The sequence below is a fragment of the Clostridium sp. KLE 1755 genome, from assembly GCF_000466465.2.
In the GTDB taxonomy this organism is placed as follows: domain Bacteria; phylum Bacillota; class Clostridia; order Lachnospirales; family Lachnospiraceae; genus Eisenbergiella; species Eisenbergiella porci.
Map to the genome: position 1 here is coordinate 1 of NZ_KE992712.1, position 14140 is coordinate 14140.

General features: G+C 51.7%; 15 protein-coding genes. 13 read left to right on the forward strand and 2 right to left on the reverse strand.

Translation table 11 applies throughout. The features are described from left to right. From HMPREF1548_RS13600 to HMPREF1548_RS13655, 13 genes are all read left to right on the forward strand, one after another. Window positions 1-409: cell wall hydrolase (locus HMPREF1548_RS13600; protein WP_021636798.1), on the forward strand; the 409-nt coding region annotated here is incomplete at its 5' end. 140 nt (window positions 410-549) lie between these two features. Next, window positions 550-765: a hypothetical protein gene (locus HMPREF1548_RS29980; protein ID WP_021636800.1), complete on the forward strand. Its 216-nt coding sequence runs from the start codon at window positions 550-552 to the stop codon at window positions 763-765. A 34-nt stretch (window positions 766-799) separates the two neighbouring features. Further along, window positions 800-2068: a cell wall hydrolase gene (locus tag HMPREF1548_RS13605; protein WP_021636801.1), complete on the forward strand. Its 1269-nt coding sequence runs from the start codon at window positions 800-802 to the stop codon at window positions 2066-2068. Window positions 2069-2231: 163 nt separating this feature from the next. Beyond that, a complete protein-coding gene (locus HMPREF1548_RS13610; protein WP_021636802.1) occupies window positions 2232-2675 on the forward strand; it encodes an NfeD family protein in 444 nt (147 codons plus the stop codon). A gap of 1 nt (window position 2676) precedes the next feature. After that, window positions 2677-3600, forward strand: coding sequence for an SPFH domain-containing protein (locus HMPREF1548_RS13615; RefSeq protein WP_035322126.1), 924 nt, complete (start codon window positions 2677-2679; stop codon window positions 3598-3600). A 201-nt stretch (window positions 3601-3801) separates the two neighbouring features. Next, complete coding sequence (gene argF / locus HMPREF1548_RS13620) at window positions 3802-4794, forward strand: ornithine carbamoyltransferase (protein ID WP_021636804.1); 993 nt, start codon at window positions 3802-3804, stop codon at window positions 4792-4794. A gap of 45 nt (window positions 4795-4839) precedes the next feature. After that, window positions 4840-5859 carry a biotin--[acetyl-CoA-carboxylase] ligase gene (locus tag HMPREF1548_RS13625; protein WP_021636805.1) on the forward strand — a complete coding sequence of 340 codons (1020 nt, stop codon included), beginning with the start codon at window positions 4840-4842 and terminating at the stop codon, window positions 5857-5859. A 107-nt stretch (window positions 5860-5966) separates the two neighbouring features. After that, window positions 5967-6347: a DUF6145 family protein gene (locus HMPREF1548_RS13630; protein WP_021636806.1), complete on the forward strand. Its 381-nt coding sequence runs from the start codon at window positions 5967-5969 to the stop codon at window positions 6345-6347. A gap of 14 nt (window positions 6348-6361) precedes the next feature. Continuing rightward, window positions 6362-7132: a type III pantothenate kinase gene (locus tag HMPREF1548_RS13635; protein ID WP_021636807.1), complete on the forward strand. Its 771-nt coding sequence runs from the start codon at window positions 6362-6364 to the stop codon at window positions 7130-7132. Between the two features lie 81 nt (window positions 7133-7213). Continuing rightward, window positions 7214-8170, forward strand: a complete 957-nt coding sequence (gene dusB / locus HMPREF1548_RS13640) for a tRNA dihydrouridine synthase DusB (protein ID WP_021636808.1) — start codon at window positions 7214-7216, stop codon at window positions 8168-8170. Between the two features lie 104 nt (window positions 8171-8274). Further along, window positions 8275-9186, forward strand: coding sequence for a hypothetical protein (locus HMPREF1548_RS13645; protein ID WP_021636809.1), 912 nt, complete (start codon window positions 8275-8277; stop codon window positions 9184-9186). A 201-nt stretch (window positions 9187-9387) separates the two neighbouring features. Beyond that, the gene (greA, locus tag HMPREF1548_RS13650; RefSeq protein WP_021636810.1) at window positions 9388-9870 is read left to right on the forward strand and encodes a transcription elongation factor GreA; all 483 of its coding nucleotides are present in this window, start codon (window positions 9388-9390) and stop codon (window positions 9868-9870) included. Between the two features lie 298 nt (window positions 9871-10168). Continuing rightward, on the forward strand, window positions 10169-12127 hold the full coding sequence (locus HMPREF1548_RS13655) for a right-handed parallel beta-helix repeat-containing protein (protein WP_035322127.1): 1959 nt from the start codon (window positions 10169-10171) through the stop codon (window positions 12125-12127). Window positions 12128-12356: 229 nt separating this feature from the next. On the opposite strand, the gene HMPREF1548_RS13660 is transcribed toward HMPREF1548_RS13655, so the two are convergent. Together HMPREF1548_RS13660 and HMPREF1548_RS13665 are read right to left on the reverse strand one after the other, a co-directional pair. Then, window positions 12357-12998: an SGNH/GDSL hydrolase family protein gene (locus HMPREF1548_RS13660; RefSeq protein ID WP_025487451.1), complete on the reverse strand. Its 642-nt coding sequence runs from the start codon at window positions 12996-12998 to the stop codon at window positions 12357-12359. Window positions 12999-13072: 74 nt separating this feature from the next. Next, window positions 13073-13990, reverse strand: a complete 918-nt coding sequence (locus HMPREF1548_RS13665; RefSeq protein WP_021636813.1) for a dihydrodipicolinate synthase family protein — start codon at window positions 13988-13990, stop codon at window positions 13073-13075. Window positions 13991-14140: the final 150 nt, after the last annotated feature.

A 14140-nucleotide genomic window follows, 5' to 3' on the forward strand; every position in this document is an offset into this window, starting at 1 on the left:
CGCAGCCGAGCAGGCGCAGGCAGCCGCGGTTCAGGCAGCACAGCAGGCGGTTATCGCGCAGTCGGGCGTTACCCCCCAGGATGTGGAGCTGCTTGCAGCGCTCATCCAGTGTGAAGCCGGCGGCGAGCCCTATGTGGGCCAGGTCGCGGTTGGCAGCGTGGTTATGAACCGTGTGGAAGCTGCAGAACATCCCAGCAGTATTCCGGATGTTATCTATGCGGCCGGCCAGTTCAGCCCGGTAAGGAACGGAAGCCTTTCCAGAACCCTTTCCACCGGCGATATCAGCCAGTCCTGCAGACAGGCGGCCATTGAAGCGCTTGCAGGTTCCGAGCCTGTAGGAGATAAGCTTTATTTCCGAAGGGTAAACGGAAGACATGGGCAGGTCATCGGCAATCATGTTTTTTATTAATTGAATAGTAACTGTTCAGGATGGCGGATATATTGGATGTTCTGAACTGTTACATTGGATAAAACGAAACAGACAAAAGAGCAAAAGGCGGTTGGAGTATATATCCAGCCGTCTTTTTTCTTACCTGCCGCAGTCGGCATATGAAAAATAAGCTATCAACAGTAACAGTTGAAATCTCTGGTGTTGTTACTGCTAATATGTCTGTTTTTTTACAAAACTTGACAAATTTTGCAACAATTGTTAACATGTCTGTAATATCTGGCGGGAAGCGGAGCGGAATTAGAAGGCTGTCCCGCGGCGGGAATTATGGCACGGCCATTTTCCCATATCTTATCTGTGCCGCACAGGCGGCATGAGGGGAAGTGTAAAACACTTTACAGGGGTTATACTATGAAAGTATTGAGAAAACACAGCATTGCATTTTTTATGAGGCGGACGCTGCTGTTTGCCGCCGTATGTATGCTCATGGCAGGGACACAGTCCAGCGCGCAGGGAAGCAGCGGAGAGCGTCTGGGGGCGGGCGTTGCGGAAATCCTGGATGAGGAAGCGGATGTACCCGATTTACAGAACGCGGATACGGATGCTACGGAGAAGGACGGGGAAAAGGATATCCTTATGGCCGAAGCCCTGCAGACAGGCGCCGTGGGAGAAGCGGTGATTACCGACAGAATACCTGACGGAGAAAAGGCCGTGGAGGAAGCGGCGGATACGGATTACGATCTGGTTATGGCCAACGTGTCCAATACGCTGAATGTAAGACAGGAGCCGGACGAGGAAGCGAAGAAGGTAGGCTACCTTTACGCGGACTGCGGTGGAACGGTACTGGAAAGAAAGAATGGCTGGACGAAGCTGAAATCAGGTGACCTTACCGGCTGGGCCAAGGACGAATTCCTTCTGTTCGGACAGAAAGCGCTGGAGGAGGCTAAGAAGGTGGGGAGAACGGTAGCCACGGTTACCGGGGATACTCTGCGTATCCGTAAGGAGCCTGCGGCCGATGCGACGGTATACGATCTGGCTGCAAGAGGAGAAATTTTCCGGATAGTGGATGCGGGAGAGCTGGAATTCAGCGACGGCATCCGGCTGAATGCGGATTGGGCGGCCGTGGACTACGAAGGCCGCACCGGTTATGTGTCGGCAGACTATATTACTGTGGAATTCGAACTGGACGAGGGTGAGACTCTGGAGGAAATCGCGGCAAGGGAAGCTGCGCAGAAGGAAGCCCAGGCCCAGACCCTGCTTCAGGCGCAGGATGGGAAGGCATCGGAAAAAGCAGGACGTACAGGCGGCAGAAATATAGAAAACTCAGGCGCAGTGCCTGCAGGGACCAGCGATGCTATTCTGCTGGCGGCGCTGATCCAATGCGAAGCGGGAAGCGAAATTTATGAAGGACAGCTTGCGGTAGGCGCGGTGGTAATCAACCGGGTGAAAAGCGGTTCCTACCCCAACAGTGTTTCCGGGGTTATCTATGCATCCGGACAGTTCGGCCCTGCGGGAACCGGCAAGGTAGCCAGGCTCATCCAGAGCGGAAATATTAAAGCCAGCTGCCTGCAGGCGGCCAACGAGGCTCTGGCAGGCTCCACAAATGTGGGAACCGCCACCCATTTCAGACGAGCAGGCAGCCGGGAAGGCATTGTTATCGGCAATCATGTATTCTGGTAAAGGATGCTTTGTATACAGGGCGGCGGCAACCGCCCAAGCTGGACACAAACAGGGAGTGAACAGTAACGGGACTGCGGCATTGCTTCCATCGGCCTGAAACAAATGATTGAATATCTTTTTATTATATAGTATTATGTAGGAAAGCCGAAAAGGAGGGATTTGTATGAACCAGGTTGTATTCTGGCTGATTTTGCTTATTATTCTGGTTGCCATTGAGATTGCAACTATGGGTCTTACCACCATCTGGTTTGCGGGCGGAGCATTCGTCGCAATCATAGCAGCGGCTTTCGACGCACCGTTGTATGTGCAGATAACGTTGTTTCTGAGCGTGTCGGTGGTGCTTCTGCTTTTCACAAGACCGATCGCAATGAAGTATTTTAACAGAGACAGGATCAAGACCAACGCGGAAAGCCTGATAGGCAAGCAGGCTATTGTCACAGAGGAAGTGGATAACCTGATGGCCGCCGGCACGGTAAGTGTGGACGGACAGGAATGGACCGCCAGGAATGTGATGGACGGTGTGAAGCTTCCCAGGGGAACCATCGTGATTATACGCGCCATCAGCGGGGTCAAACTAATCGTAGAAGAAAGAAATGAGGGAATGTAGTATGGCTGGAGCAATTGTGCTGTTAATTATTCTTGTACTTATCATCATCCTGCTGGCATCATGTATCAAGATTGTACCGCAGGCTCAGGCATATGTTGTGGAAAGGCTGGGCGCCTACCAGGGGACCTGGAGCGTGGGCCTGAAATTAAAAATGCCTTTTATTGATAAGATTGCCAGAAAGGTGAACCTGAAGGAGCAGGTGGTTGATTTCGCTCCCCAGCCGGTTATCACCAAGGACAACGTTACCATGCGGATAGATACGGTAGTATTTTTCCAGATTACCGATCCCAAGCTGTATACCTATGGCGTGGAAAATCCCATCATGGCTATTGAGAACCTGACGGCTACCACGCTTCGTAATATCATCGGCGACTTGGAGCTGGATCAGACCTTGACCTCCAGAGAGACCATCAATACCAAAATGCGCGCGTCCCTGGACGTTGCCACCGACCCCTGGGGAATTAAAGTAACCAGAGTCGAACTGAAGAATATCATACCTCCGGCGGCCATCCAGGACGCCATGGAGAAGCAGATGAAGGCGGAACGTGAAAGACGTGAGTCCATCCTCCGGGCGGAAGGCGAGAAGAAGTCCACCATCCTTGTAGCGGAAGGTAAGAAGCAGTCCGCGATTCTGGAAGCGGAAGGCGAGAAGCAGTCTGCCATCCTTCATGCGGAAGCTGAGAAGGAGAAGATGATTCGGGAAGCGGAAGGTGAAGCGGAAGCTATCCTGAAGGTACAGCAGGCCGCAGCTGACGGTATCCGTTTTATCAAAGAAGCAGGAGCGGATGATGCGGTGCTCAAGATCAAGAGCTTGGAGGCCTTTGAAAAGGCAGCTGACGGCAAGGCGACCAAGATCATTATCCCATCCGAAATCCAGGGACTTGCAGGAATGCTGGCCTCTGCCAAGGAAGTGCTCAATAGCTGACAGCAAATACCCCGCGTAAGCAGCGGGGCATTTGAACCCCGTGCAGCCGCCGGGTGGGCGCGTTGACGCGTCCGTCCGGTTCGCTGCACGCGGGAATAAACCGGTAACTATATAAAAGACATGGATAAGTCTCACATCAAAGACGATCAGGATGTGGGACTTTTTCGTCAGAAGGAATGAAGAAAGAGAGGAGAGACTGCTATGGACTTAAAAGGACGTCATTTTTTGAAATTAATGGATTATACGCCGGAGGAGATTACATACCTGCTGGATTTGGCTGCTGATTTGAAGGACAAGAAGAAAAAAGGCATTCCGGTCAATTGTTTCCAGGGGAAGAACGTAGCCCTGATTTTTGAAAAAACAAGTACCAGGACCAGATGCTCTTTTGAGGTTGCCGCCCATGATCTGGGCCTGGGAACCACCTATCTGGATCCTTCAGGCTCCCAGATTGGCAAGAAGGAAAGCATTGCCGATACCGCCAGGGTGCTGGGAAGAATGTATGAAGGAATTGAATACCGCGGCTTCGGACAGGCGATTGTGGAAGAGCTGGCCGCTAATGCGGGAGTTCCTGTATGGAATGGCCTGACCAATGAATTCCATCCCACCCAGATGTTGGCGGATCTTCTGACCATCAGAGAGCATCTTGGCCGTATTAAGGGCGTAAAGCTTGTATACATGGGCGATGCCCGCTATAATATGGGCAATTCCTATATGGTGGCCTGTGCGAAAATGGGCATGCATTTTACTGCCTGCGCGCCGAAGGCATACTTCCCGTCCCAGGAGCTGGTGAACCAGTGTAAGGTTATTGCATCGGAAAACGGCGGAAGCATCACCCTGACTGAGGATGTCATGGCGGGAACCAGGGATGCGGATGTCATCTGCACCGACGTATGGGTATCCATGGGTGAACCGGACTATGTATGGGAGGAGAGGATCAACCTGCTTTCCCCGTATCAGGTGAATAAAGCGATTATGGATAATGCGGGAAATGCTATTTTCATGCACTGCCTCCCTGCATTCCATGATCTGAATACGAGGATCGGGAAAGAGATAGGGGAAAAATTCGGCATCAGTGAAATGGAGGTTACCAACGAGGTGTTTGAATCCCCTGCCTCCGTGGTATTTGATGAAGCGGAAAACAGGATGCATACCATCAAGGCGGTCATGGCGGCCTCACTTGGTTATGAATTCTGAAAATAACAGGCAGGCCAAAAACCTCAAAGGAGCGCTGACGGATATATGAAATCGGAAATACTCACCCTGCTGAGAGAAGGAATGCGCAGGGGGAATGCACAGGACGGAAGCCAGGAATATATATCGGGGCAGGAGCTTTGCAGCCGGTTCGGCGTTTCCCGCACCGCTGTATGGAAGGTGATGAACCAGCTGAAGGCGGAGGGCTATGAGATAGAAGCGGTACAGAACAAAGGCTACCGTCTGAAGGCCTCCCCGGATGTGGTGGGGGAAGATGAAATCAAAAGCCGTTTTGAGAACCGGGGAGAAGGCCATTGGGCGGGATGCCGCCTGATGTATTTCCCGGAAACGGGTTCTACGAATATCGATGCCAAAAAGGCGGCTGAGGAAGGCGCGCCGGAGGGAACGCTGGTGGTGACGGACTGCCAGAATACGGGCCGCGGCCGGAGGGGGCGAAGCTGGGCCTCCCCTAAGGGATGCAATCTCTATTTTACCCTCCTGCTGCGCCCTGACTGCAAGCCGGAGCAGGCCTGCATGCTCACCCTTGTTATGGCTCTTGCCGCGGCGGAGGCTGTGGAGGAGCTTGGCATTAACGCCGGCATTAAATGGCCCAACGATATTGTGGCGCACGGCAAAAAGGTCTGCGGCATCCTGACGGAAATGAGCGCGGAGCCTGACTACATCCATTATGTGGTCATAGGCTGCGGCATTAACGTCAATCAGATGGATTTCCCGGAGGAAATAAGTGCAACAGCAACGTCCCTTGCCCTGGAAAAAGGGGAAAGGATCACCCGTTCCGCCCTGCTTTTGTCCATCATGGAGCATTTCGAAAAGGCTTATGATAAATTTCGGGAAACCTGGGATCTCACGGCCCTGCTTCCTGCATATCACAGCTATCTCCTGAATAAGGATGCCAGGGTGCGGGTCCTTGACCCGAAAGGCGAATTCTGCGGCACGGCCAGAGGCATTAACGAAGCAGGGGAGCTTCTTGTGGAAAAAGAAGACGGGGAGCTTGCCAGGGTATATGCCGGCGAAGTTTCCGTACGCGGCGTATATGGCTACGTGTAATATTTTGTAACAGCTCAGGACGGCAGAGCCATTCAAGAAGATGCGCCCTCCCGGACAGTTGCTATAATGAGTGAAGTAACAGATTATAAAAGACAGGCGGACAGAACATGGAAGAAAGATGGAAAACCGGCAGAACGGAGGACGGGCGCATGCTCCTGTGCGGCGCCAACTCCTATGAGCAGAAATATTATTTTAACCCTGATTTTAACAAACTGCCCCAGTCCGTTCAGGACGAGCTGCATATCCTTTGCGTGCTTTACACTGAGGAAGTGGGCGGTATTTTTACCATACTCTTTGAACCGGACGGCGGCGTGACCCTGGAAACCACGGCTGCCGAAGAGGATTTCCTCTATGATGAGGTGAGCAGCGGGCTTCTTCTGGGTGAAATCAGAAGAAAAAGAAGGGAACTTCTTGAGTCCCTCAGCCTTTATTACAGAGCCATGGTGCTCCATGAAAACGTAGCGGATTTCCTGGATGAAGAAGAATAGAACAGGAGAACAGCATGATATTAGTAATTGATGTAGGCAATACCAATATTACCTTCGGCGTATATGAAGGGAAAAAATTAGTCACCACCTTCCGCATGATGTCCAAGCTGCCCCACACCTCGGACGAATACGGAATGAGCATCAGGCAGCTGCTGATGTTTGACGGAATCTCCAAAGAGCAGATTGAGGGAACCATCCTGGCAAGCGTGGTCCCCAATATCATGCATTCCCTTGTGGGCGGCATTACGCGCTACCTGGGAACCCCGCCCCTCATTGTGGGAGCAGGCACAAAGACCGGTATCCGCATCATCACCGAAAGCCCCAAGGAAATCGGCCCCGACCGTATTGTAGACGCAGTGGCGGCCTATGAAAAGTACGGCGGCCCCGTCCTTGTTCTTGACTTCGGAACGGCAACCACCTATGACTATGTCACTGCAGACGGCTGCTTTGCTGCGGGCATTACGGCTCCCGGCATCCGTATTTCGGCCAAAGCCCTCTGGGAAGATACAGCCAGGCTCCCTGTAGTGGAGATTAAGAAGCCCAAAAGCATCCTGGCCCAGGAAACCATCTCCAGTATGCAGGCAGGCCTTGTCTATGGCCAGATAGGTCAGACCGAATATATCGTCAATGCCGTAAAAAAGGAAACCGGCCTGCCGGATATGAAAGTAGTGGCTACCGGCGGCCTGGGCCGTATTATTGCCGACGAAACAGACGTCATAGATATCTACGACGCCGCCCTTACCATGGAAGGCCTGCGTTATATTTACGAAAAGAACCGCAGATAGCTTCACGGATTATCGGATTCCGAAGCAGCCTGCAGGGACAAAATTCCGGGGCGTCATCCCTCTCATGAAAGGAATGTAAAGATGGCAAAAGTGCAAATTGGCAATGTGACTTTGGAAAACCAGGTATTTCTGGCACCAATGGCAGGCGTAACCGACCTGCCATTTCGTCTGCTCTGCCGCGAAATGGGAACCGGCCTCGTATGCAGCGAAATGGTGAGCGCCAAAGCCATATATTATAAAAACAAGAATACGGAAAGCCTTTTGGAAATCCATGAAAAGGAACGCCCTGTTTCTCTTCAGCTCTTCGGCTCCGATCCGAAACTGATGGCGGAAATGGCAAAAAGAATTGAAGAAAGGCCTTTTTCCATTCTGGATATCAATATGGGCTGCCCCGTACCCAAGGTTGTAAATAATGGAGAAGGCTCCGCCCTCATGAAAGATCCTCTTCTTGCAGGAAAAATTATTTCGGCCGTGGCCGGAGCGATTCATAAGCCCGTAACCGTTAAAATCAGGAAGGGCTTTGACGACAGCTGCGTCAATGCGGTGGAAATCGCCCGCATTGCCCAGGAAAGCGGCGCCGCCGCTGTAGCGGTGCATGGCAGGACAAGAGAGCAGTATTACGCCGGACAAGCGGATTGGGACATCATTGCCCGGGTAAAGGCGGCGGTAAGCATACCGGTAATCGGAAACGGTGATGTGACCGGACCGGAGACGGCGGAGCGCATGCTGAAGGAAACGGGCTGCGATGCGGTGCTTATCGGACGGGCTGCCAGAGGAAACCCATGGATTTTCCGCCGAACCATTCACTATCTGGATACCGGCGAGTTGCTGCCCAGTCCACCCATAGAGGAGGTGCGGGAGATGATGCTGAGGCATGCCGCCCTTTTGACGGAGTATAAGGGAGAATATACGGCTATCCGGGAAATGCGCAAGCATGTCTGCTGGTATACGGCCGGCTATCCTCATTCCGCCAGGCTGAGGGAACGCATCAATGAAATGGAGACAATGCAGGAGCTGGAGGCGGTCATCCGCGGCTGAGCCTGTGCAAAGCCATCTTTTAAAAATCGCCTTTCGGGAATCGCCAATGTAAAGTCACCTTCCGGGAACCGTCTTCTGGGAATTGCCTTCCAGAAAGCCTTTTTGTGAAATTCCCTTTTGAAAATAAAAAAGCGCTGCATGAAAACAGGATGAACAGCATACCCTTAACCATGGTATATATAGATGCTTTTTTACCCTGGGACAGGGATATGGCAAAAAGAGCCCGGCATACCGGGAAGGGATTTATCCGGCGGCGGATCATGGGAAACAGGCCATTGGAGTGGACCGTTTCAGAGGAGGAAATACAGTTCAGGTTTCACATGCTTCCTGAGGGCTGGATGAAAAAGACGGAAAAGCTCTGCGGACGGCTGTTGGAGGCTGTGGCCGAAGCTGCGGGAGGAAATCAGATCTGGATGGCGCCGGAGCTTAGGAATATCCTGGGAAAAACTAAGGCCGGTGAGGTATTTAGTTCCCTGCCTGTTCCGGAGCCTGCGTTAATGCGCCTTCTTTGGAAGCAGCAGGGATTCTTTCCGTATATGACCATAATTATGCCTGATTTCGGGAAGGAAGACTTTTATGAGGAAATAGAAGCGGAGGCGGAGCTTGTCAGGGAATTTCTGGAAGGTGATTATGACGGGCTGAACGGCCTTCTGCTGGTCAGCCGGGCGCTGGAGGGCGGCCTGCAGATCTCCCTGGAGGAGGAAGTCCCTTACTACAGCCATATCTATCAGGATACGGGACTCCCGGTCATCTGTGCGGGCAGCCCGGCTGTTGCGGGTTCCCGGGGAAGCATATGTATTGATATGCGGCCCGGTTACAGGATTGCGTTCCGCCGTCTGCCGGAGAATACGATCTATCTGGATATGACCTCGGAGGCGGAGAAGGAACGGCTGCTTTGTGCCAAAAGAAAGGATATTTCTTATGTGAGTGCTTTGAATATTCTTGACACTTATGTGAGAAAAAGGTATAATACGAACCGTTACCAGGAGTCTGATGATAATCAGCCGTATAAGTAGAAACGTTTTTACAGACTGCGGAACGCGGAATATGGTCAGACAGTTAAATTGAAGACTAGATGAGGCAGGCGGAACGGATATGGCAATGCTTATGTGAAGGCACTGCCATATTCTAATGCTGACCGTAAATTATAGTATGTCCGTTCCGGCAGGAGCGCGGGCGGGAAAAGGAATCTGCAGGAATAAGAAAGGGAGAGAAACATGGAAGAGAAGAAAAATATCCTTACCTATGAAGGACTTCGTAAGTATGAGGATGAACTGCATAACCTGAAGGTGGTTAAGAGACAGGAAGTGGCTCAGAAGATCAAAGAGGCAAGAGAGCAGGGCGACCTCTCCGAAAATGCGGAATACGATGCTGCAAAGGACGAGCAGCGCGATATCGAAGCAAGAATTGAAGAGCTGGAGAAGATCCTGAAGAATGCGGAAGTAGTCGTGGAAGACGAAGTGGATCTGGAGAAGATCAACATCGGCTGCCGCGTTAGAATTCTGGACATGGAATATAATGAAGAAATGGAATACAAGATTGTCGGTTCCACCGAGGCAAACAGCCTGAAGGGAAAGATCTCCAACGAATCTCCCGTAGGCAAGGCTCTTATCGGCGCTAAGGTAGGGGATATTGTAGAAGTGGAAACGCAGGCGGGCACCATCACATATAAGGTACTGGAGATTCAGCGTTCCAACTGATTCCGGAAGAATATCGGTATGACTGGAATATACGCTTTTAAGGACACTTTCAGAAGAAAATCTGAGAGTGTCTTTTTTTGCGATGGCACGAGGTTTTCATTGTATATCAACAACTATGGAAAATGGTGGATGCAACAGCCCTCCTGATACTTCCGCCCGCAGAGACCCAAACGGGGTGTGAACAGTAACAGCAAAAAGTGACAGGTCCCCCGCAGTAATTGCGTGGACGGGCGCCTCTTCCTCCTGTATGCTATAGTCAGCAGAGAAATTGCCGCGGTGCGGCAGAATGGAGGAAGCAATGAACATAGAATATCATGTATCGGTAAACGGATGCGACCGTGCTGAGGGAAGCAGGGAAAATCCGTTTCGGACAATCTCCAGAGCGGCGGCCATAGCGGAAACCGGCGACAGAGTCATCGTCCATGAGGGCGTTTACAGGGAATGGGTGAAGCCCGCCCATACCGGCTACAGCAATATCAGCCGTATCACCTATGAAGCGGCTGAAGGAGAAAAGGTAGTCATCAAGGGTTCCGAAAGAATTCAGAACTGGGAGCAGACGGAAGGGACGGTTTGGAAGGCCGTTGTGCCCAATACGCTTTTCGGCGACTATAATCCCTACCAGGAGATTCTGGGAGGGGACTGGTTCCTTTATCCCTGTGCGGATGGACCGGAGGGATACTGTATCCATACGGGGGATGTGTATCTGAACGGGAAATCATTTTTTGAGGCAAAGAGCCTGGAGGATGTGAAGAATCCTGTAATTCGTACGGAAGGCTACAATCCGCCGTGGACAAAAAGGACGGAGCCTATCCTGCATCCGGAGGATACCGTTTACCAGTGGTATGCGCAGGTGGATGACGAAAATACCACAATTTACGCTAATTTCCAGGGCGCGGATCCCAACCGGGAGCTGGTGGAAATCAATGTGAGGAAATGCTGCTTTTACCCGGAAAAGCCGGGGATGAACTATATTACGGTACGCGGCTTTGAAATGGAACAGGCCGCCTGCCCCTGGACGCCGCCTACGGCGGATCAGCCCGGCCTTCTTGGAACTCACTGGAGCAAGGGCTGGATCATTGAAAACAATATTATCCATGACGCCAAGTGCAGCGGCATCAGTATCGGCAAGGAAGCCTCCACAGGACATAACCTGTGCACCAGAAGGCACCGCAAGCCCGGCTATCAGTATCAGATGGAGGCCGTGTTCCGCGCCCTGCAGATTGGCTGGAGCAAGGAAAAAATCGGATCCCATATCATCCGTAACAACGAGATTTACGATTGCGGACAGAACGGCGTGGTGGGCCATATGGGCTGTGTATTCAGTGAGATTACCAATAACCACATATACAATATTGCTGTAAAGCATGAATATTTCGGTTATGAAATCGCGGGCATTAAGCTTCACGCCGCCATTGATGTGCAGGTATGCCATAACCACATCCACAACTGTACGCTGGGCGCCTGGTTTGACTGGCAGGCACAGGGCACGAGGGTTGGCAGCAACCTGTTCTATGAAAATGACAGGGATCTGATGGTGGAGGTTTCCCATGGCCCTTACATGGTTGATAATAACATTTTTGCTTCTGATTATAACTTTGACAACATTGCCCAGGGCGGCGCGTATGTGAATAACCTGTGCTGCGGCACCATGCGCAGGGAGCCGGTACTGAACCGTTCCACGCCTTACCATTTCCCTCATACCACGCAGGTGGCGGGAACCACGCTTGTTTACGGCGGGGATGACAGGCTGTATCAGAATATTTTCCTGGGAGGCACTAAGACCTACACGGAACAGTCCCTGAACGGGACCGCGGGCTATGACGGCTCCCCTGTTTCCCTTGAGGAATATGTGGAAGAAGTAACCGCCCTTGGCAACGGGGATGTGGAAATGTTTGAAAAGGTAAACCAGCCGGTATTTATCAATGGCAACGCTTATCTTAAGGGAGCGCCGGCCTTTGCCAGGGAGGAAGACAATTACCTGAGCGAGGGCGATCCGCAGGTTAAAATTTCGGTGGAGGGAGACAGCGTTTACCTGGAAATGAATGTGGAAAAGGATATGCTTTCCATCCCTACGGAAATTATTGATACGGAAAAACTGGGAATGGTCCGCCTTGTGGAAGCGCCGTTTGACGATCCTGATGGAAATCCGATTGTACTGGATAAGGATTATCTTGGAAAAACCAGAAAAGCAGGCTCTCCGGCAGGACCGCTGGAGGAGCTGAAGGAAGGCTTCAACCGGGTTAAGGTCTGGGGATAAGAGACTGACATCAGGGACAGGCTGTGGATAAATAACAGAAATCAGGCAAAGCCCTGAAAAAAACAGTGTCATGCACAAAGCCGGTTAAGAACCGCAAAGCTGCATGGCACTGTTTTTTGTGATGATGAACTTAAAAAAGTGATTCAGAAGTGCTAAAATCCATCGCCGAAGGCGATTAAGGAAGGATTCTGGCAGTCACTGTGAGGGTATACAGTGACAGGGGATGTTTTCAAATAATGGATGGGATCAGCTCAGCCAGCGCACGCGCCAGAAGCTCATGGCTTTTTTTATCCAGATGCATATAATCATTGGGATGCATCCGTATCCCGTCAATGGCGCCGGCGTCCAGGAAGCTGCAGCCAATCCGTTTTGCCAGGTCTTCGTACCAGAAGGCCAGCTGCCTTGATTTCTCCACACAGCCCGGTCCCATTTCATTGGCGGCGGAGGTTGATGCGTAGCCCTCCTCAATCGGGGCGGGGGCGATAAGCAGCAGCCTGGGGCCGCTCCGGAAGGCGCCCGTAGTGGACATGGCTTTGCCTGCCAGGCGTTCCAGCCCTTTGGCGATGTTCTCCGCATTGCAGCAGAAGCGGGCTTTCGTGTCATTTGTCCCCAGCATGATAATCAGCAGATCCACCGGCTCATGTGTCAGCAGACACTGGGTAATGGCGGACAGGCCGTTCAAACCTTCGAACAGGGGATCGTCAAAAACGGTAGTCCTGCCGCTCAGTCCCTCCTCCATCACCCGGTATTCATTTCCAAGGTACTGCTCCAGCAGGCAGGTCCAGCGTTCCTCCTCACTGAACCGGCCTCCGGTCTGCGAACAGTAGCCATGCGTATTGGAGTCGCCAAAAGCGACAATGGTCTTTTTCATCTTTCCCTCCTGCATATCGGATATCTGACTGCGATACTTCATCAGTCTGTTCCAGTATTAAATATCAGATCTGCCTACCATTTTTTTGTTTCCTCCACAGCGTTGCGTATATCCTGATAAAGGCTGATAATCGCAGGATCCTTTTCGTCAACAGGCAGGAAAGGGAGCCTGGGATCACCGATGTCCACGCCGTCCAGCCGGATAATGGTCTTGCATGCGCCGTGCATGGAAGGGAAGGAGCACAGCCGGTAAATAAATTGTGTTATCTTAATCTGCAGCTGCTGCGCCTTTGCAATTTCCCCTCTGCGGATCAGGTCTTCCAGCTTCAGGTACAGCTCTGGCATGGAACCGTAGGTTCCGCCGATTCCCGCGTCCGCACCCATCAGCCTTCCGGCGAGATACTGCTCGTCCGGGCCGTTGAAAACAATGAAATCCTCACCGCCGGCCTGTTTGAAGCGGAGGATGTCATGGCAGGGTTCTGAGGAACATTTTACGCCTGCAACCCGCTCGTTGGCAAGCATCCGTTCAAAAAGTTCCATGGAAAGATTAAAACTGGTCAGCTGCGGTATGTTATAAATGAAAAAGGGCAGGTCGGCGGCTTCCGTAATTGCCGTCCAGTGGCGGTATACGCTTTCCTCGCCCAGATGATAGTAGACGCAGGGCACCGCGCTGGTTGCATCCGCGCCGGCCTTCTGCGCATGCCTTGCCAGCTCCGCCGCATGCCTGGTGTCAGGACAGCCCACATGGACTATAACGGCCATTTCCTCTCCGGCCTCTTCTTTAACCGCTTCCACTACAGCCATTCTTTCCCGGCTGTCCAGCAGAAAACCCTCGCCGGTGCTTCCGCATACATAAAGGCTCTTAATGCCTTTGTTAATATAGTAGCGGGTAAGCCTTCTGGCGGCGGCCAAATCCACCTCGCCGGATTTGGTGAAAGGGGTGTTGAGCGCTACGGTTACATTGCGGAAGCGTGATACATCGTATTTTGACATGAATTTTTCCCTCTTTTCTTTTTGCCTGTGTAAATTGTTCAGTAACCTGGCAGTTACCTGTTATTCAATTTTATGGCTTTTTTCAGATGAGGAAATTATAGCATTATGATATGGTGAAAACAACAAAATAAAAGATTTTTCTTTCATTCG